Source organism: Candidatus Manganitrophaceae bacterium, from assembly GCA_016200325.1.
Lineage (GTDB): Bacteria > Nitrospirota > Nitrospiria > SBBL01 > Manganitrophaceae > Manganitrophus.
In genome coordinates, this window is the sequence record JACQEZ010000019.1 from 108,830 (window position 1) to 127,954 (window position 19,125).

At 56.2% G+C, this 19,125-nt stretch carries 16 protein-coding genes; 7 read left to right on the forward strand and 9 right to left on the reverse strand.

The window, feature by feature from the left end:
• Positions 1-258 precede the first annotated feature (258 nt).
• Positions 259-2,292, reverse strand: a complete 2,034-nt coding sequence (locus HY282_15455) for a cation:proton antiporter (protein ID MBI3805145.1) — start codon at positions 2,290-2,292, stop codon at positions 259-261.
• Between the two features lie 303 nt (positions 2,293-2,595).
• Here HY282_15455 and HY282_15460 point away from each other — a divergent pair, with 303 nt between their 5' ends.
• From HY282_15460 to prfB, 3 genes are all read left to right on the forward strand, one after another.
• Positions 2,596-3,174: a DUF3105 domain-containing protein gene (locus HY282_15460; GenBank protein ID MBI3805146.1), complete on the forward strand. Its 579-nt coding sequence runs from the start codon at positions 2,596-2,598 to the stop codon at positions 3,172-3,174.
• A 16-nt stretch (positions 3,175-3,190) separates the two neighbouring features.
• Positions 3,191-4,747, forward strand: a complete 1,557-nt coding sequence (lnt, locus tag HY282_15465; GenBank protein MBI3805147.1) for an apolipoprotein N-acyltransferase — start codon at positions 3,191-3,193, stop codon at positions 4,745-4,747.
• Positions 4,737-5,847 (forward strand): peptide chain release factor 2 gene (gene prfB, locus HY282_15470; protein MBI3805148.1). Its coding sequence is split into 2 segments (ribosomal slippage): positions 4,737-4,805 and positions 4,807-5,847, totalling 1,110 coding nucleotides; the frame shifts between segments, so codons are not numbered across the junction. The genes lnt and prfB overlap by 11 nt, the downstream gene beginning before the upstream one ends.
• Here the strand turns inward: prfB and HY282_15475 are convergent.
• From HY282_15475 to HY282_15505, 7 genes are all read right to left on the reverse strand, one after another.
• Positions 5,801-6,205, reverse strand: coding sequence for a response regulator (locus HY282_15475; protein MBI3805149.1), 405 nt, complete (start codon positions 6,203-6,205; stop codon positions 5,801-5,803). The two genes, prfB and HY282_15475, sit on opposite strands and share 47 nt — an antisense overlap.
• A 37-nt stretch (positions 6,206-6,242) precedes the next feature.
• Entirely contained in the window at positions 6,243-6,464 is a 222-nt protein-coding gene (locus HY282_15480) for a response regulator transcription factor (protein ID MBI3805150.1), read from the reverse strand.
• 385 nt (positions 6,465-6,849) lie between these two features.
• Positions 6,850-7,524: a response regulator transcription factor gene (locus HY282_15485; GenBank protein ID MBI3805151.1), complete on the reverse strand. Its 675-nt coding sequence runs from the start codon at positions 7,522-7,524 to the stop codon at positions 6,850-6,852.
• The gene (locus HY282_15490) at positions 7,524-10,187 is read right to left on the reverse strand and encodes a GAF domain-containing protein (GenBank protein MBI3805152.1); all 2,664 of its coding nucleotides are present in this window, start codon (positions 10,185-10,187) and stop codon (positions 7,524-7,526) included. Before HY282_15490 ends, HY282_15485 begins: the two co-directional genes overlap by 1 nt.
• A gap of 290 nt (positions 10,188-10,477) precedes the next feature.
• Complete coding sequence (locus tag HY282_15495; protein ID MBI3805153.1) at positions 10,478-11,554, reverse strand: response regulator; 1,077 nt, start codon at positions 11,552-11,554, stop codon at positions 10,478-10,480.
• Between the two features lie 215 nt (positions 11,555-11,769).
• Positions 11,770-12,150, reverse strand: a complete 381-nt coding sequence (locus HY282_15500) for a c-type cytochrome (protein MBI3805154.1) — start codon at positions 12,148-12,150, stop codon at positions 11,770-11,772.
• Positions 12,151-12,229: 79 nt separating this feature from the next.
• On the reverse strand, positions 12,230-12,673 hold the full coding sequence (locus HY282_15505; protein MBI3805155.1) for a c-type cytochrome: 444 nt from the start codon (positions 12,671-12,673) through the stop codon (positions 12,230-12,232).
• Between the two features lie 287 nt (positions 12,674-12,960).
• Here HY282_15505 and HY282_15510 point away from each other — a divergent pair, with 287 nt between their 5' ends.
• Genes HY282_15510 through HY282_15525 form a run of 4 tightly spaced genes read left to right on the forward strand, consistent with a single transcriptional unit; the run spans position 12,961 to position 16,944 of the window.
• Positions 12,961-13,773, forward strand: coding sequence for an SUMF1/EgtB/PvdO family nonheme iron enzyme (locus HY282_15510; protein MBI3805156.1), 813 nt, complete (start codon positions 12,961-12,963; stop codon positions 13,771-13,773).
• A 21-nt stretch (positions 13,774-13,794) separates the two neighbouring features.
• A complete protein-coding gene (gene pyrF, locus HY282_15515) occupies positions 13,795-14,517 on the forward strand; it encodes an orotidine-5'-phosphate decarboxylase (GenBank protein ID MBI3805157.1) in 723 nt (240 codons plus the stop codon).
• Positions 14,514-16,037, forward strand: coding sequence for an anthranilate synthase component I family protein (locus HY282_15520; GenBank protein ID MBI3805158.1), 1,524 nt, complete (start codon positions 14,514-14,516; stop codon positions 16,035-16,037). The genes pyrF and HY282_15520 overlap by 4 nt, the downstream gene beginning before the upstream one ends.
• Before the next feature lie 55 nt (positions 16,038-16,092).
• Positions 16,093-16,944 (forward strand): aminotransferase class IV, encoded by an 852-nt coding sequence (locus HY282_15525; protein ID MBI3805159.1) that lies wholly within the window; start codon positions 16,093-16,095, stop codon positions 16,942-16,944.
• Here the strand turns inward: HY282_15525 and HY282_15530 are convergent.
• Positions 16,911-19,103 carry a GAF domain-containing protein gene (locus HY282_15530; GenBank protein ID MBI3805160.1) on the reverse strand — a complete coding sequence of 731 codons (2,193 nt, stop codon included), beginning with the start codon at positions 19,101-19,103 and terminating at the stop codon, positions 16,911-16,913. The genes HY282_15525 and HY282_15530 overlap by 34 nt on opposite strands.
• Positions 19,104-19,125: the final 22 nt, after the last annotated feature.

Consider the following 19,125-nt stretch of genomic DNA (forward strand, 5'->3'; position numbering starts at 1 on the left):
CCGTTCTCTGGCCGTTCAGGGCACAACGAGGGCCGCCATGGAACGACGGCGGCCCGATCAGACGCGCTTCCGTCGTCCTTATTTTCTATTTAGACATCCCGGCGTGAAGCGCTGGACGCGAGCTCAGCGCGGCGCGACTTGACCGGCCCGGCTGAGCGCCGCTTTGGCACTGCTTGGCACTGCTTGGATAGAAAAGTAAAAACAAGCTTTTGAGTATAACGGATCTATCCGAAAAGTCAACTCTGTCCCAGGGTTCTTTCAGGAAACCGGTCTCTGCGGGCCGAGGAAATTTCGAGCGGCGGCGAGCTGGCCTGGATTCCCAAGAAGGAGAAGCTTATCGCCGGCCCGGAGTTCTTCGCTCGGATCGGGATTCGTCATCCGGTCGCCATTTCGCTCGATGACGATAATGCTGGCGCCCGTCCGGCTCCGGAGCCGAAGCTCGCTGATGAGCTGACCGGTGGCGGCCGATCGATCGTCAATGAACACCGTCTCCAGCACGACCTCTTTTAGATTCGCCGGCAGCGGGAGAGCGCGCCCTTCGGAAAAGGGAAGCGGCGACGGCTGCCACACTTCGTCCAGAGCGATCTGAGCGCGGTCGTGGATTCGGATGAGCACCCGCCAGAGCAACCCGGAAACCGCCGCAATCAAGATCAACGAGACAAACAAAATCGGCCAGGGAGGGAGAAAGGTCAGGCTGATCAGAAAAATCCAAACCGCCATTAGGACCGTTCCGGCGACTAAAATACTGTTGGAGATCACCGTTCGGATCGCCGGCGCCCGGACACCGGCCCCGCTTTGCCGAACACTGATTTCAGAGAGGAGAAAACCGAACGATTGAAGCTTCCGAAACGTGGCAAGAAGCGGCACCAGCGTCACCAGAACGGTCACCCACCAGACCAGCGCTTTCGGTCCGCCGACCGATGCGGGAAGCCATGGCGCATCGATCCCTTTTGCCATATAGGCCGCCACCGTGAAAGCGGCGGTAATCAATACCATATTCAGCCCGATCTGCCATGCCAGCCGCCGGGCCAAGCGGTTCGCCTGACTCTGTCTTCCGCTGCTCTTCAATCGCCTGATCCAATCGGTATAGAGGTTCAGCCAGACAACCAGCGTCCGCGGCGCCCTTTGATCAAACCGCTGCACCAGACGGTCGGCGAGGCCAATCAGAAAGGGGGTCAGCAGCGTGGTCACCGCCGAGACGGTCACCGCAATCGGATAGAGAAACGGAGCGGTGACATCCAGGTTGATCCCAAGCGAGGCGATGATGAAAGAGAACTCTCCGATCTGCGCCAATCCCATCCCGACCCGGAGGGAGGTCCGAAGGTCGTTTCCGGCAATTAAGGTCCCGAGGCTGCAGGTGACGACCTTTCCGATCACCACCACCAGCGTAATCACCACGATCGGTATCGTATATTTCACGAGAAGCGCCGGATCGATCTGCATTCCGATGGCGACAAAAAAGACGGCGCTGAACATGTCCCGCACCGGCGCGACGAGATGCTCGATCTTCCCGATCTCGCGCGCCTCCGCGATGATGGCGCCGATCAAGAAAGCCCCCAGCGCGATGCTGTAGCCGAACCGGGCCGCCAACAGCGAGAACCCGAAGCAGAGCGCCAGCACCGTCACAAGGAGCATCTCGTCGCTCTTGTATCGGCCGACATAGCGAAGCAGCCGCGGCACCGCCAGCAGGCCGAAGACGAGGACGGCGACCAGAAAAATCCCAAGCCGTCCGGCCGTGATCACCGCCTCTTCGAGCTGTAAGGAGCCGGTCATGGCGACGGTCGAGAGGAGCGCGATAATCAAAATGGCCAAAACATCTTCGACGATCAAAATCCCGAAGATCATCTGGGCAAACGGCTCTTTCGTTTTCCCCAGCTCCTCCAGCGCTTTCACGATAATGGTCGTCGAAGAGATCGAGAGGATCGCTCCGAGGAAAAGGCTATCCATGACGCTCCAGCCGAAGAGCTGTCCGGTCTCATAACCGATCCAGACCATGAAGACGATCTCGAGCGTCGCGGCCAGCAGCGCCGCGGCCCCGACCTCTTTCAGCTTGCGGAGGTTGAAATCGAGCCCCAATGCGAACATCAGAAAAATGATCCCCAACTGCGCCAGCGTTTCAATCGAACCCTCATCACTGATGAGCGGAGAAGGAGGGGTATGCGGGCCGATAATCAAGCCGGCAAGGATATAACCGAGGACCACCGGGAGATGAAATCGATGGAAGAAAATGGTCACCCCCCCCGAAACGATCATGACCACGGCGAGGTCTTGGAGAAGAAGGGTATCGTGCATGCGCTCCACATCCGAATTTAAAATGGCCAGCCTATCCTAACAAGGGGCTCTTGCTTTTTCAATCAGAGATGCCGCGGCGGGAGGGGAGCGCTCTCTTTCGAAACCATAACATTCTAAATCAAAGACCTGGGAATGGGCGCTGCTCTTGACCTGACGGCCTAAGGTCGTGGGATTTTACCCCACACTCTAAGTCAGGCAATTCCCCCAACCAACCCCACTTCTCCCCAGGCAGCGCGCTTTCTTTTTCATCTCGGTTCTGATAAAATCCGCTGCTGTTAAACTGTCTCAAATATAAGGAGGAAAATGAAGCAGACATCGATTGGGGTTCTCTTTCTCGCCCTTGTTTTGATCGCGAATGGAGCGCTTTGGGCCGCTCCGCCCGACCCGAAAGCGAAACCGCCGGCCAAAACCGAAAAGGCGCCGGAGAGCAAAGAGCCGGGGACCGCGGTGCCTTCGCTTGGAAACGATCATATCCAATCGATCGAGTCGCCTCATCCTCCCTATAACAGCAAGCCCCCCACGTCGGGTCCGCATGTCCCGTTTGTTGCGCGGTGGGGAATTTACGACCGGCAGATTCCGAATGAGCTCCAGGTCCACAATCTGGAAGATGGCGGGGTCATCATCCAATACGATTGCAAAAACTGTACAGAGATGGTTCAGAAAATTGAGACACTTGCCAAGGAATACCTTCAAAAGGCCCAGACGGAAGGGCAAAAAAGCCGTTACGGGCATCTCCTCGTCGGTCCCTACGCCGGACTCGACACGCCGATCGCACTGACCGCTTGGGGAAAGATCGACAAGCTCAATGAGTTCGACGAAGCTAGAATTCGTCGTTTTATAGAGGCATACATCGGGATTGACCACCATCCGAGTCACGAATAAAGCCGCTATATTCGAGGTGGCCCCATCGGCCGCCCGAGGATGGCGTTTCCCTGTCGTTCCATTGACTCTTGCAGCCCTCTCCGGCTTACTCCTCTGTCTGAGCTTCCCAAGATGGGAGCTCTACCCGCTCGCCTGGTTTGCGTTGGTTCCCCTTTTCTACGCCTTGGAGGGAACCTCTCCGAAACGGGCTTTTTTGATCGGCTGGATGGCAGGGCTCGTTTACTTCGCCGGGACCCTCTCTTGGGTGACGATCAGCATGAGCCAATATGGAAAAATCCCCGGACCGATCAGCTATGCCTTGATGCTCCTGTTGGTATCCTATCTGGCGGTCTATGTCGGCCTCTTCGCGGCGGGAGCACGACTCGCCTTTCGACGACACGCCGCGGCCCTTCTCCTCATTCCTTGTCTTTGGACGGCGCTGGAGCTGGTACGAGGACATCTTCTCACCGGCTTTCCCTGGTCGGCGCTCGCCTACTCGCAGTATCGTTTTCTCCCCGCGATCCAGATTGCAGACCTCGCCGGCATTTATGGGGTCGGCTTCGTTATTATATTGATCAATGTGGCCCTTTATCAAATGATCCGCGACGGCCTCCGGCGGCGCTGGCGGGAGGGACTCGTCACGGCGGGACTCCTGCTTCTGGTCTTCGGCTATGGATGGCTGCGGCTCTCTCAGCCGATGGGAGAGCCCCGGGGGATTCCGGTCTCCGTCGTTCAGGGGAACATCGATCAGGACCAAAAATGGGACGTGCGGGTGCGCAATGAGACGATCGAGAAATATAAACGGCTCTCCCTCTCCCCCATCGTGAAAGGAGAGACCCGGCCGGCCTTGGTCGTCTGGCCCGAATCGGCCGCCCCGTTCTTTTTCCAGACCGAGCCGGTTTATCGAGAGGAGCTCCTTCATCTCGCCGGCGAGGGGCGCTTCTATCTTCTGTTCGGCAGCCCGGCCTTCGAGCCGGCCCCGTCCGGACAGCTGCTCCTCCTCAACAGCGCCTATCTTCTCTCACCGGCCGCCCAGGTGGTCTCCCGTTACGACAAGATGCATCTGGTTCCCTTCGGGGAGTATATTCCCCTCTCCTCGATTCTCTTTTTTGTAAATAAAATGGTCGAGGGGATCGGCGAATTCATCCCCGGCCGCGACGCCACAGTGATGGAGGCCGACGGCGCCCGGATCGGGACGGTGATCTGCTTCGAGGTGATCTTCCCCGAGGTGGTCCGCCGCTTCGCCCAAAACGGCGCGACGGTGATGACCACGATTACGAACGACGCCTGGTTCGGCGACTCGGCGGCCCCTTACCAGCACTTTTCAATGGTCGTATTTCGGGCGATTGAGAACCGGGTTCCGTTCGCCCGCGCCGCCAACACCGGGATCTCCGGTTTTTACGACGCGAAGGGGCACATCCTTCAACAGAGTCCCCTCTTTGCGGAGGCAACCCTGACCGAGACGCTTCATCCCGGTATTCGTCGGACGTTCTACACCGATTACGGCGATCTCTTCGCCTTCGGTTGTGTTATAATCGCCGTCGGATTCACCCTGATTTCTTTCCGCGAAAGGAGAAAAACCGATGCTGATTGACCTGCAACAGACCCTTGAAGCGATCCGGCAAGAGATTAATCAGCTCCGGAGCCATCTTTGACCTCCCACACCTTCAAGATCAAATCGATCAACTCACCGCCGAATCAGTCGATCCGCTCTTTTGGAAAGAGCCTGCAAAAGCCCAAGCCCGTTTAACGCTCAAAACACGCGTTGAAAAGGAGCTGAAGCGCTGGAAGGAGATCGAGGGCCGGTTCGAAGAGACCGCGTTGATGGTTCAGCTGTCGAAGGAGGAGGCCGACCCCTCGCTCGAGAAAGAGATCGAGGCGAACTTACGCCAGCTCCGCTCCGAGATCGACCGGCTGACGATCGAAACCCTCCTCTCGGGCGATAAAGACTTTAACAACGCCATCATGACGATCCATCCGGGCGCCGGGGGGACGGAGTCTCAAGATTGGGCGCAGATGCTGACACGAATGTATATCCGCTGGGCCGAGCGGAAGGGGTATCAGGTCGAAACGCTCGATCTGCAGCCGGGAGAGGAGGCGGGAATCAAGAGTGTCACCTTCTCGGTGAAGGGGCCTTACGCCTACGGATATCTCAAGGCTGAAAGTGGTGTCCATCGGCTGGTTCGAATCTCTCCCTTCGACGCCAACAAGCGGCGCCATACCTCCTTTGCCTCGGTCTTTGTCTCACCCGAGATTGAGGACGATCCCGATGTGGTTATCAACGAGAAAGATCTGCGGATCGATACCTACCGCGCCAGCAGCGCCGGAGGACAGCATGTCAACAAAACCTCTTCGGCCGTCCGGATTACCCATCTTCCGACGGGGACCGTCGTGCAATGCCAGAACGAGCGATCGCAGCTCCAGAATAAGGCGGTGGCCATGACCGTGCTTAAATCGCGTCTGTATGAGATGCAGCAGGCGGAGAAAGTGGAAGCGATGTCAAAAATTACGGGGGAGAAAAAAGAGATCGGATGGGGTCATCAGATCCGGTCTTACGTCTTCCAGCCTTATCAAATGGTCAAGGACCACCGGACCGGCACCGAGAAGGGGAACGTCACAGCGGTGATGGACGGAGAGATCGATCCCTTTATCGAGGAGTATCTGAGACAGCAGAAGCGGCCTCACCGCTCTTGAAAAAGCGATCGAGGAGCGACTTGACCTCTTGAATCGTAAAAGGCTTTTGAAGGTGGAGATTTCCCGCCCCTTTTAAAAAGGAGACGGTGTCGGGGTTGGCCACATCTCCGGTGACGAAAACAATCCGCTTGGCCAACTCCGGAAACTGCTGCTTGATGGTGGAGTAAAACGCCTTCCCATCCATCAGCGGCATCTTCATATCCAGAAAGATGGCGTCATACGTCTGGTCCTTCAACTTGCCGGCCGCCTCTTGGCTGTCCAACGCCTGATCGACCTCATAGCCGATTTTCGAGAGGAGGTGTGTGAGCAGATCAAGAAGCAGTTGCTCATCGTCAATGATCAGGATCTTCTTGGCCATACCCTATTTCCGCATTTCCGCGACAGGGTGATCTCCGCTACAGCTCTTTGTCCAGTTTGACCAATCCCTTTTGAATCGCATATCGGATCAGTTCGGCCAAATTGCGAAGCGCCAATTTATTCATAATATTGGCCCGGTGGGTCTCGACGGTCTTGATGCTAATCCCTAGCGTTTCTGCCACTTCCCTGTTTTTGTAACCATCTGCCACAAGGCGCACGATTTCGGTCTCACGCTTGGTTAAAGATCTCTTCTCAGGCATCTCTTCCTCTTCTACCTATAGCTTATCAGTTCAACATGAGTGAGGCAACAATCCGAGGGGGGACACACTTGGAAACCGAAGGGGCGGAAGTGAATCGGCGACGATCCTTGTTTGCGTCCGCAATGATTCGATCACATCTGGTTCGCTCAGGATGATCTTCCGTCTTCTGCAACAAACGCCACCTCGGGTATAAAACGGACGACCTTCTTTCCGGACCGGATTTAAAAAAGGACTGCCCTGAATTCGATAATGGGATATTCCGATAAAGGGCAAAACAGCTAATATTTATAACTGATTGCGTCCGCTTTGTAAATCGGGGGGTTCCCTGACACGCAGTTGATGAGGGGATTCTTAGGGGGGTGCGGCCTCGGAGGGGAGCGATGCGTTACGATTCGGCCGACGGGGCGATCCCGACCCATCCTTTTTGGATGGCATACCGGATCAGACCGGCGGCATTGTGGATGTTCAGTTTTTGCATGATGTGCGATCGGTGGGTCTCAATCGTCTTGGAGCTGAGAGAGAGGCGGCCGGCGATGCTTTTGCTGGTGTGGCCCTCCGCAATCAGGCGGAGCACTTCCCGCTCACGGGTGGTCAATGACTGCGATTTCACGGCGGTCTGGGCCCTGACCCCTCGGCCGGTGACGTAGCTTTCGATAATCGACTTGGAGACCGGCGGGCTCAGATACGATTCTCCCCGATCGACGGCGCGGATGGCGGTCACCAGCTCCTCGATCGGAGAGCCCTTGAGAAGATAGCCCGACGCCCCCGACTGGAGGATCTGAAAGATATATTCCTTCTCAGCATGAACGGTCAGGATCACGATCTTGATCGCCGGATATTTTTTCTTGATTTTCCGGGTCGCCTCCAAACCGCTGAACCCCGGCATGCTGATATCCATGATGACGAGCTCGGGGGCGAGCCGCTCGGCCGCCGCCACCGTCTCATCTCCATCCTGCGACTCCCCCACCACTTCCAAATCGGGATAGCCTTCCAGCAATCTCCGCATCCCTTGGCGAACGATGGTATGATCATCGGCGATCAAGATCTTTATCCGTCTCATCAGGACCCCCTTTTTACGATGGGAACCTTGATTGAAATTCGGGTTCCCTGCCCCGGATCCGAGTCGATAAAAAATGTTCCTCCCGCCAATTCTACCCGCTCTTTCATTCCCAAAATACCGAGTCCCCGCCGGCCCATCGGAGAGGATGAAAAATAGCGTTTGACCTCAAAGCCTTTTCCGTCATCGGTGATGTACAGATGCACGTGGACATCCTTTTTTTCTAAGGAGAGAACCACCGATTCGGCCTCTGCATGCTTTGCGACGTTCGTCAGTGCTTCTTGGATGATTCGATAAAGAAGGATCTCCGTTTTTGCCGACAGACGCTTCTGCAGACCGCTCGTCTGGAGATGAACGGCGGTGCGGGTCCGTTTGTTGTATTCTTCGATATACCATCGCAGTGTTGGGACCAAGCCGAGCTCGTCGAGAATGGCGGGCCGCAGATCGTAGGAGAGCCGCCGGAGCTCCTCCATGATCTTTCCCACCTGGGTTTTCACCGCCTCGATCCGCTCTTTGATCGCTGTTTCGGCCGGGTTGAGCTCCTTTTCGACCCATTCCAGATTCATCTTGATCCCGGTCAGCACCTGTCCCGCCTCGTCGTGAAGCTCTTGGGCAATCCGCCGGCGCTCTTCTTCCTGGATATTGACGATCGCCGACGAGAGGGTCTGGAGGCGCTCCATGTGCTTCGTCACCGCTTGATAAAGCGTGGCATTCTCGATGGCGATGGAGACCTGGTTGGCCAGCGTGATGATCTTTTGAATTTCCTCTTGGGTGAACTGCCGGAAATAACGGGTCTCATCGAGAAGAAGAACCCCGATCACCCGCTCTTTGATAATCAGCGGGACCGACAGAAGCGATCTCGATTTAAACAGGTCGATCCATTTCTTGCTGACCCGCGGATCTTGCGGCGCATTCTCGATCATGAACGAATGCTGCTCCCGCGCCGTCAGGGGGATAATCGCATTCTCGTTCATCTTAATCTCGACCTTTCGGACCGCATCGGCTTTCTGGTCGGAAGCGGCGACGCCATAGAGCAGATTTCTTTTGTCGTCGACCGAGAAGATGTAACAATTGCTCGCTCCGATCATTTTGGTGAGGCTGTTGGCGACCGAGGAGAGGAGCTGATCGAGGTGGAGGCTCTTTGTAATCGATTGGCTCACCTCGTTCATGATCGTCAAATCTTCCACCCGCTGGCGGGCCTGGTCGAACAGCTTCATGTTCTCGATCGCAAAACCGATCTCTCTTCCAATGAAACCAAGGATCGCCAGATCCTCGTCGGTAAAAAGGCGCCTTCGGCTGAACAGCGAGAGGGTCCCCCAAATCTGTCCGGACGACTGGATTGAAATCCCCATGTAAGACAGGAGCCCCTCTTCCCCGACCAGCCGCTTCTTTAAGGAGGCCTTTGGGTCGTCGGAAATAAAGAGGGTCGGTGATTTCTTTTCGATGATCTTTGCGATAATATTCTCACCGACCTTGATCCCCTGCTTCTCCAACCGCTGGGCCTTGTCGCCGGAGAGCCCCTTGTGCGCCACCAACGAGAAGCGTTGCTTCTTCTCTTCAAATTGAAGAAAATAGCCCCCCTCCACATTCGTTAGAGAGAGTATCTTTGCGAGAACCGACTGGAAGAGGTCTTGTTCTTTAAAAGACCGACTCAAGCTCGAAAAGAGCGACTCCAAGAGCTCAAGCTCGATTTTCTTGTCGGAGAGCGCCTTCTCAAAAACGCCGATTTCAGTGGCATCTTTCGCCGAGATCTCGACCCCGGTCATCCTCCCCTCTTTCAAATAGGGAGAGAGCTGGGCGTTCAAGACCCTTTTCGACTCGCCCCGCTTCAGCACCTCCAGCTTGATGGAAGGGAGGTTCCTTTGACCCGATCGGAGCGCTTCGACCTGCTCGGAATAGGCGGAGACGGCGGAGGGGGTGAGAAACTTGGAAAGCGGAACCCGATGCATCTCCTCTTTTTCATAGCCCAGAAACCGGTTAAAATCGGCATTGCTCGAGACGATTCGCCCATTGAGATCGACCCCAATGGCAAGCTGAGGCGCTTCCGCAGCCGCCGGCGCGGCCACCGGCTGCGAGGAGGGCAAGACAAAAGGGGTGATCAGATTGGCGATCATTGAAAAGAGCGCCTGCTCTTTTTGCGTGATCGCGTGCGGCTTTGCCATTCCAATCGAGAGCGATCCCAAGACCTTTCCCTCCGATTCCAGCGTCGCCCCGGCGAAGGATTGAATATTCATCCCGCGAATGATCTGTCCGATAAAAATTGGATCTTTGGAGATTTCATGCGAGAAAAGACGCGGGCCGTGCTGAAGCACAATAGAGGGAAGCGACTGCCAAGCGCGGGGGATAAAACCGTTTTTTCCAAAATCCTTCGGCATCCCGCGATGGAAGAGAAGGGTCCACTCTTTGGTCGTCTCATCGCGGCTAAAAAGAAGGAGAACATCCGCGCCGGTGACTGTAACGACTTCGTCGAGAAGGAAGCTTAAAAATTTAGGCAGATCGCGGACCAACAGGGCATGGTTGGCCATGACTTGTAATAGGGGGGCTAACTTTTCAGATGGAGAAGGTATTTCATGAATCTCGGCGGGAGGAGGTTCATGACCGGTCGGCTTAGTGAAAAGCTCTCCTCTCTCCTCCCCCATGGGAACAGGCATTTGTTCTTCGGACATCCTTTAATCCTTACTCGCTCACACCCTTGACCCTTCTCAATTCAATAAATGTATCTTTGGTAGTAAAGGGATAGAACCTTTTCTCATGGCTTAAATTTAAGTGTTAAATCGCTTGGAACTTGACTCAACCTAGGGGACTAATTGGAGGTTTCATGGGCCGGCGCCCACTCTAACACAGGGATTAAAGAATGTCAAAAAAATTTGAGGAACGGGCCTTCACAGCCCCGGTTCACCTTCATTTATCTATCGAAAGCTCCCGCGCGAAAGCTCCCGCGAAAACTCCCGACCGATCAGGCCACCTCTTTTTCTTCTTGATAGAGAAAGGAGCGCTCGCGCGCCTTTAGCCACTGCTCTTTCGGAATAGAGGTGAAGATCCGAACGATCTCGGGGTCAAATTGAGCCCCGGCGGCACGGATGATCTCGGCTCGGGCCGCCTCAAACGGGAGTGCTTTTCGATAAGGACGATCGGAAGTCATGGCATCGAGGGCATCGACGATCGCAAAGACACGCGCGCCAAGCGGGATCTCCTCCCCTTTTAGGCCTCTGGGATAACCGGTTCCGTCATACCGCTCCTGATGGCTATAGACGATCTCGGACGGCTCTCTTAAGAAATCAATTCGGGAGAGGAGTCGTTTTCCCAGTTCCGCATGGGTCATCATGATCTCCATCTCCTGCTTGGTCAGCTTTCCGGGGCGAAGGAGAATGTCATCCGGGATTCCGATTTTCCCGATATCGTGGAGATAGACCCCACGTTCCAAAATTTCAAGATCATGCCCAGGCATGCCGAGCGCACTTCCCAAAAGGAGCGCATAATGAGTGACCCGCTTCGAGTGGGCGTGGGTGCCGATATCCCGGGTATCCAGTGCCGAACCGAGCGCTTCCAGGGTGGCGCGATAACTCAGTTCAATTTTCCGAAGCGCCTGTTGGAGCTCCTGGGTTCGGTCCTCCACCATCTTTTCCAGATGGAGCTGATATGCTCTGTTCTCGATTACCAGCCTGCGGCGGTGAAGCGCTTTCTCGACGCTGAGAATCACCTCATCCAAATTAAACGGTTTAATAAGATAGTTATCGGCCCCCAGCCGCATCGCCTCAATCGCGGTCTCGGCGGCATGAACGGCGGTGACCATCACGAAGGCCAGGTCGGGGTCTGCCACCTTCGCTCCCTTTAATAAGCCGATGCCCGAGAGGCCCGGCATTAAGATATCGGATAAGACCAGCTGAAACGGCCGCTGCTTTAGAAGAGCGAGCGCCTCCTCGCCCCCTGCAGCGCGCTCACATTGATATCCTTCATTGGAGAGGACCTCAAACAAAATGTCGCGAATGTTCTCTTCATCATCCACGATTAAAATCTTTCCTTTTTTACCCATATCCCCAAACCGAAATTACGTTAAATTATAGAACATGCTGATATTTTAGAATAAAAGAAGATCAACTGTCAAATGACCGGAGCGTAACAGCGACCCAATGATCCTTCTTAAAGGGTTTAAAAGCGCCAAGGTAACAGGCGATTTTTAAAATAGGGATTAAAAACAAAAAAGGGAGCTTTCGCTCCCCTTTTTTTGCTCCAGAACAGGCTGGAAATCTACTTTTTTCGCCCAAGGCTTCTCTCATAGAGAAGCACCAGCCATGCTTCGTCTTCGGTAATCACACTTCCAACCATCGGCATCATCGCTGTTGCGGGACTTCCGTGTTTGATCACCCAAAAGAGTTCCCCATCTGTTCGCATTGCGTGAAAAGCGGGGTTGGTGAAGTTACGGGGAGGGGGGTCGAGCCCTGCGGCTGCGAGCCCCTCCCCGTTTCCTTCTTTTCCATGACAGGTGAAGCAGGTTGCTTTTCCCTCGAAAAGGGTTTTCCCTTTCGCAACATTCTCCGGCGTCGCCTTAAACGGATTCTTAAGACTTTGCGCTTCCTTCAATCGATCCGAAGGAACCCTCGGCTTTGACAGCTGCTCTTCGGCCGCCATGACCGAAGAAACAATCAAAGCTAAAAACAAAAGAATCGGAAAAAGCTTTCTAAACACGCTTACAACCCGTCAGACAGACTTATGGCTGGGTCGCGAGGCTCCGCTCGTAGAGGATCACGAGCGCCATTTCATCTTCGCTGATCACCCCAGGAGCATACGAGATCATTCCGGTGCCGGGGCTGCCATTTTTGATTACCCAAGCCATTTCACCTTCGGTCTTGGCGGTGGGGAATTTCGGATTGTGGAAGTTTCTGGGTGTGGGATCGAGGGCCGCTCCGGCCGGTCCATCTCCGCGTCCTTCATTTCCATGACAGGTGAAACAGGTTCCCTTTCCGGTAAAGATTTCTTTCCCCTTGGCGATATTCTCAGGAGTCGCCTTCTGGGGGTTCTTCCAGGCCTTTGCAGCTGCCATCTGGTCTGCCGGAACCCGGGGTACGAGGGGATCTTTCTCTGCCGCGGAGCCGACGCTCACGCTAACTGCTGCTGCAACGAGCACTGCCAAACCGATCCGTCCAAATTTCATCTCTTCCTCCTTATTTTCCTTTTATCCACTTCCGAAATAACTGACATCCACATTTTAGAGATTACTGACTTCTTCGGTATTGCTTGCTGGGCTATCACATTGAGTAGGAACATGAGAACACTCACTCTCAGCGCCTTTAGCAAACTCCCGCGGGGAGAGACAAGTGACCTTTTTGGAATACAAGCGATAATATATCGATTGGCACCGGGAGTGTCAAGTATTTTTTGCATGCTTGACACTCCTTCGCCGATTCAGTAAGATCGGTTCGCTCCAAATAGGACCGACCGATGCGCTCGCTGCGAAACACGATTCTTCTCATTCTTCTTCTGTATTTCCTTAAGGCCTGCTCTCACCGTCCACCGGAGGGGATGGTCCTCGTCCCGGCCGGCGAATTTATGCTCGGCACCGACGAAATCGACGAGACCCACTATGCGGAAGAGCAGGGGATCGTCAAGCCGTGGTTGGTGGATGAAGGACCGGCGCACAAGGTTTATCTTCCCTCGTACGACATCGACCGGACGGAGGTCACCAATGCCGACTATGCGAACTTCGTCCGGACCGCCCACCATCCTCCCCCCAACTATTGGGAGAATGGCGCCTATCGAAATGGGAGCGATCGTTATCCGGTGGTGATGGTCCGCTGGCAGGAGGCCCAAGATTACTGCCACTGGAAGGGAGGACGTCTGCCGACGGAGGCGGAATGGGAGAAGGCGGCGCGCGGCACCGACGGCCGGCGCTATCCCTGGGGGAACGACTTCGATCCGAAAAAAGCGAACGTCGGCGGACAATCGCAGGACCTGGCCCCGGTCGGAAGCTACCCCGACGGCCGGAGTCCTTATGGGACCCTCGACATGATCGGAAATGTCTGGGAGTGGACCGCCGATTGGTACCGGCCCTATCCTGGAAGCCGCCATCAAAGCCGGGAATATGGCCGGCCGCTGCGGGTCATTCGCGGCAACTCCTGGTCGACCATCGGCCACTATCCTCCGGAGGTTCAAAAAGAGCTGGTCAAACATCACTCGACTGCCACCTTCCGCCTCTTCGCCCCCCCCGATTCGACCATCGCCGACGTCGGATTCCGGTGTGTTCGCCCCGAATAAGTGAGTCTCAGGAGAAAAGAGATGACTGCGCGCGACCGACTGATCCTCGCCCTCGATCTCCCCGATCCGAAGGAAGCGATCCAACTTGTCGATGCCCTCTCCGGACAGATCCGACTCTTTAAGGTCGGATCGACCCTCTTCACCGCCGCCGGTCCGGCGCTCGTCCAAGAAATTCAGAAACGGGGAGCGGCCGTTTTTCTCGATCTGAAATTCCATGACATCCCAAATACGGTCGCCGGAGCGGTCCTCCAGGCGGCGCGGCTCGGCGTTCGGATGCTGACCCTCCACACCCTCGGCGGAAAGGAGATGATGCGGCGGGCCGTCGATCAACTTCGGGAGACCGCCCAGCGCGAGCAGACGGCTCCCCCTCTTCTGCTCGGCGTCACGATCCTCACCAGCTTCGATCCGCCGACCCTTCAAGAGACCCTCAGCACCCCCTCCTCCGTCGAAGAGATGGTCCTTCATCTGGCGCGGTTGGCCGAGGAGACGGGAATGGATGGCGCGGTCGCCTCGCCGCAGGAGCTCACCCTCCTTCGAAGCGACCTCCCCCCTTCTTTTCGGCTGGTGACCCCCGGCATCCGTCTCTTATCCGGCGCGCACCACGATCAGAAGCGGCCGGCCACCCCGCAGCAAGCGATTGCAGCGGGCGCCGATTATATCGTGGTCGGCCGGCCGATTCTGGAATCAAAAAATCGAAGCGAAACGATCGAGGCCATTCTTCGTGAGATGGAGCCGCCCCGATGACCGGGACCCGCCCCGTCGACCCGATCGAAGCGAAGGAAAAACGCGCCTCAAATCGGCCGGCGCCCCTTCTCATCGAGACGATTCCCCTGGAAGGGAGAGAACCGCGCGCGCTGTTCGATCGGTTGCTTGCACAGACCGGGTGGAAAGGGAGTGCCGCCCTCTTGGAAGGAATGCCCGGCGGGTGGTTTGACGGTCGATTCTCTCTTCTCGCCGGCGACCCTTTTGCGACCTTCGAGAGCAAGGGGAACGTTGCGCGATTCACCCCGCTTGAGGAAGAGGGAGAAGCGGTGGTCTACCGGTCGGGAGAGGTCCTTGCGCATCTGCAGGGATGGCTCGATCGATTCCATTCGTCCAAACCGGAAGGGGCCCTTTCGGAAATTCCCTTTGCAAACGGCGGGACAATCGGTTTCTTCAGCTATGACCTGATCGCTCAATGGGAGCGGATCCCAGCACCGCAATCCGAAAACCGGTCCTTTCCTGACCTTTTCCTCCTTTTCATCAATCACTTCGCGGTCATTGACCATGAGACGGAGCGGATCTACCTGGTTTACAATCCTCAGCCCGATCTGGCGATGGGAAGAAGCGCGGCATCGGCGGATAAGAAAGGCCGGGAGAAATTAGCACACCTTCGAGCAAGGCTGGCAGGCTCGCTTCCGACCGGAGAGCGGGACCTCCTCCCTGCTTCACCGGTCATTCAGCACGATCTCTCCCGTGACGATTATGTCCGGCTGGTGATCCGGGCGAAGGAATATATTGCCGCGGGAGATATTTTTCAGGCGAATCTCTCCCATCGTTTTCGGGTCGCCTCCGCAGCACCTTCCGTCTTTTCTCTCTATAAGAGGCTTCGACAGATTAACCCTTCCCCTTTCTCCGCCTATCTTGATTTGGGGCAAATCGAAATCGCCAGCGGCTCCCCGGAACGGTTGGTCCGGGTCACCCCGGTTGAAGGAGAGAGAACCGTCGAGACCCGACCGATCGCCGGAACCCGCCCTCGGGGCCGCGATCCGGAGGAAGACCGTCAGCTGGTCGATGCGCTCCGTCGCAACGAAAAGGAGCGGGCGGAGCATTTGATGCTGGTCGATTTAGAGCGGAATGATCTCGGGAAAATCTGCCGATACGGATCGGTCCAGGTCGACCGGTTGATGGGAATTGAGAAGTATTCGCATGTGGTCCACCTTGTCTCCAACATCGTCGGCGTGCTCCGATCGGAAGTCACGACCGCCGAGGTGATCAAGGCGCTCTTCCCGGGAGGAACCATCACCGGGGTCCCCAAGATCCGCTGTATGGAAATCATCGCTGAACTCGAAAAGAGAGCGCGCGGCCTTTACACCGGCGCAATCGGATACATTGACTTTGCCGGGGAGATCGATTTGAATATCGCCATTCGGACCTGGGTTCGACAGGGAGAGGAGCTGAGTTTTCAGGTGGGCGCCGGCATCGTCGCCGACTCCGACCCGGAAAGGGAGTACCGGGAGACCCTTCAAAAAGCGGCGGCCCTTCTGAAGGCGGTTGAATCGTGAGGTCGCGAAGCAACGTCCCCCTTTGCCTTGCTGCTTCCGCCCCTCGGATCTAACCATGTGGATCTACCTTCAAGACCGGTTCGTTCGAAAGGAGGAGGCAAAGGTCTCGGTTTTTGACCGCGGCTTTTTGTATGGAGACGGTCTCTTTGAAACCTTCCGTGCGTACCACGGGCGGATCTTTCTCCTCTCGCAACATCTGGAACGGCTTGCGCAGGGGGCCGATCGTCTCGCCCTCCCCCTTCCAACCCCCTCTGAAATTGAAACGATCCTTTATCAGACGCTGGAGAAAAATGGACTCGAAGAGGCGCTCCTCCGCTTAACCCTGACCCGGGGCGAGGGGGAGGGCGGATTCGACCCGGAGCGCTGCGAGCATCCGACCCTTTTGGTGACGGCGCGCCCGTTTACCGGGCATCCCCCGGAACGCTACCGCAACGGGGTTACGGCCGCCATCGTCCAGATCCGGAGGAATGCGCCGGCGACGCTCGACCCGGCCTTAAAATCGACCAGCTTTTTGAACAATGTAATCGCAAAGCTGGAAGCAAAAAAAGAGGGGGCGTTCGAGGGACTCCTGATGACACTGGACGGTTATCTTTCGGAAGGAAGCGTCAGCAACCTTTTTTGGGTGCGGCAAGGGACGCTCCAGACCCCCTCCCCCGCGGTCGGACTCTTGAGAGGAATCACACGCGAGGTCGTCATCACGCTGGCGCATCAAAAAGAGATTGAAGTTGAAGAGGGTTTCTATCGACCTGAGGCGCTTCTCAACGCCGACGAAGCTTTTTTAACCAACAGCAGCTTTGAGCTGATGCCGCTGACCGAGGTGAACGGCCGTAAAATCGGCTCCGGGGCGCCCGGCCCGCTGACGCAGGCGCTTCATCAGGCCTTTAGAGAGGTCGTGAGGGAGCGGTAAACCGCCTCTTTCAGTGCGATCATGCCGAACGGCTTCGCGAGGAGGGTCTGGTTTCTCTCTTCCAGTAGACGGCGTGCTTCAGGATCGATCCCCTCCTCATACAGAAATAAAAGGCGCTCCGCCACCGCAGGATGCTCCTTTAGAATGAGGTCGTGGAAGAGCGGACCGGGCAGACCCGGAAGTCCGGCGTTGATTAAGACCAAGTCATACCGGCCCAGCCGAAGATGCTCCAACGCCGCCTGACCGCTTCCAACCGCATCGACATGGAAGCCCTCCGCCCGGAGCAGGTAGGAACACATCTCCAATACAGATTCGGTATCGTCGACAATCAAGATCTTCTTTCCGACATAAGCGCCTGGCCGGTCCGAACGACCGCTCTTTTTCCCCTCTTCCGGCTCATTGAGGGGGAAGGTCACGATGAAGGTGACCCCCTGGCCATAGAGGTTTTCGATCAAGATCTCCCCGCCATGCTCCTTCACGATCCCATAGGAGATCGACAACCCAAGGCCGGTCCCGACCCCCACCTCTTTGGTTGAGAAAAACGGCTCAAATATTTTCGGCAACACCTCCGGCAAAATCCCCGTACCGGTATCATGGAAGGAGACCGAGACATTTCCGTTGCTCAGCGTGCTGGAGAGGGTTAAACACAACGGACCGGCGCTTAACTTCTTCTTTTCCAGCAGCGCCTGATGGGCGTTGTGGATGATGTTGAAGAAGACCTGCTGCATCTGATGCGGATCGACCCAGGCGGGAGGAATCGCGTCGGAGAGGCGTTCGACCACCTCGATTCCGTCGGTCTCCAGCTGATAGAGCTTCAGCTCCAACGCTCTTCGAAGGAGGTCGTTCACATTGTTGAAACTCTTCTCTGCCGGATGCCGCCTGGCAAAGGTCAGCAGGTTTCGGATGATTTCGGAGCAGCTCATCGCCTCGCTGAAAATTTTCTCAAGAAAGTCTCGATCGCGGGGATTCGTCGTCGTCTCCAACAACAGCTGGGTGAAGCCGATGACGCTCGTCAGCGGGTTGTTGATCTCATGCGCAACGCCCGAGACCAGCTCCCCGATCGCCGAGAGCTTTTCCGTCTGAATCAACTGCCCCTGTAGTCGTCTCAGCTCCGTGACCTTCTGTTCCAGATCTTGGTAGAGTTTTGCATTGTCGATCGCGATCGCCACCTGGGAGGCCACCGTGGTCAGAAAATCGAGCCGCTCTTGGTGAATCTGTCCCGCTTCGACCGATCTCGGCGAGAAGAGGCTGAGGACCCCGATCGCCTTCCCCTTTACCATCAGCGGAATCCCGATTAAAGAGGTGATGCCGCAGAGCGCCGCCTCATCTCGATAGACCAGACGCGGGTCCTTTCCCATATCGGGAACGACAATCGGTTTTTCTCTCTGGAAAACTTCACCCAAGATCCCTTGACCCGGGCGCAAGATCAACGCATTGAGGGGAACCTGCTCGGAGAGACCCCGTGCCGCGACCATCTCTAACAGTCGCTGGGTCGGATTGTAGAGCATGATCCAGATCGCTTCGGAGTCGGTGATTTCAGCAACATGGTTGAGAATAATTTTAACCACGGCATCGATCGACAAGGACGATGTCGCCGCCTGACTCAGGTGAAAAAGGGCCAGGGCCTCTTTCTCTCTTCTCAGGTAAACCCCCTGAAGCCGGATTCGCTCCAGCGCCAACCCCATTTGGTCTCCGACCGCCTGCAACCACTTCTGCTCCCGGGGGGTGAGTCGCCCGGACCGGACCGGCCCAAATGCAAAAACCCCAAGCACTTTTCGATTGTAACGAAGGGGAACCGCGCCGCAGAAGAGCCCCTTGTCGCTCAATGGAGGCGACGCTTCGGACGACGCACCAAAGGAGCCGGGGTCACTCTGTGGATCTTGAAAAAAAGCGTTCCCGCTCTTTCCGACCGGCTCAATCACTTCGGATCCGAGTTGGGGCGCGTTCTTTTGAAACGGGTGGATTGCCTCCGGGGGAAGCTGGAAGGAGGAAGCGAGTTCGAGGGTGCCTCTCTCCTCGCTAAAGAGGAAGAGCGCGCCGATGGAAAGGCTGGGAAGATGCTCTTGAATTTTCAAAAATGCTTTTGAAAATAAGGCATCGATCTCGATCCCCTGTGTCATCAGGGCGGAAATTTCGTTAAGTCCCTCTAAATCGTCCATTGAGAGTTCGGCCTTCCTGCTG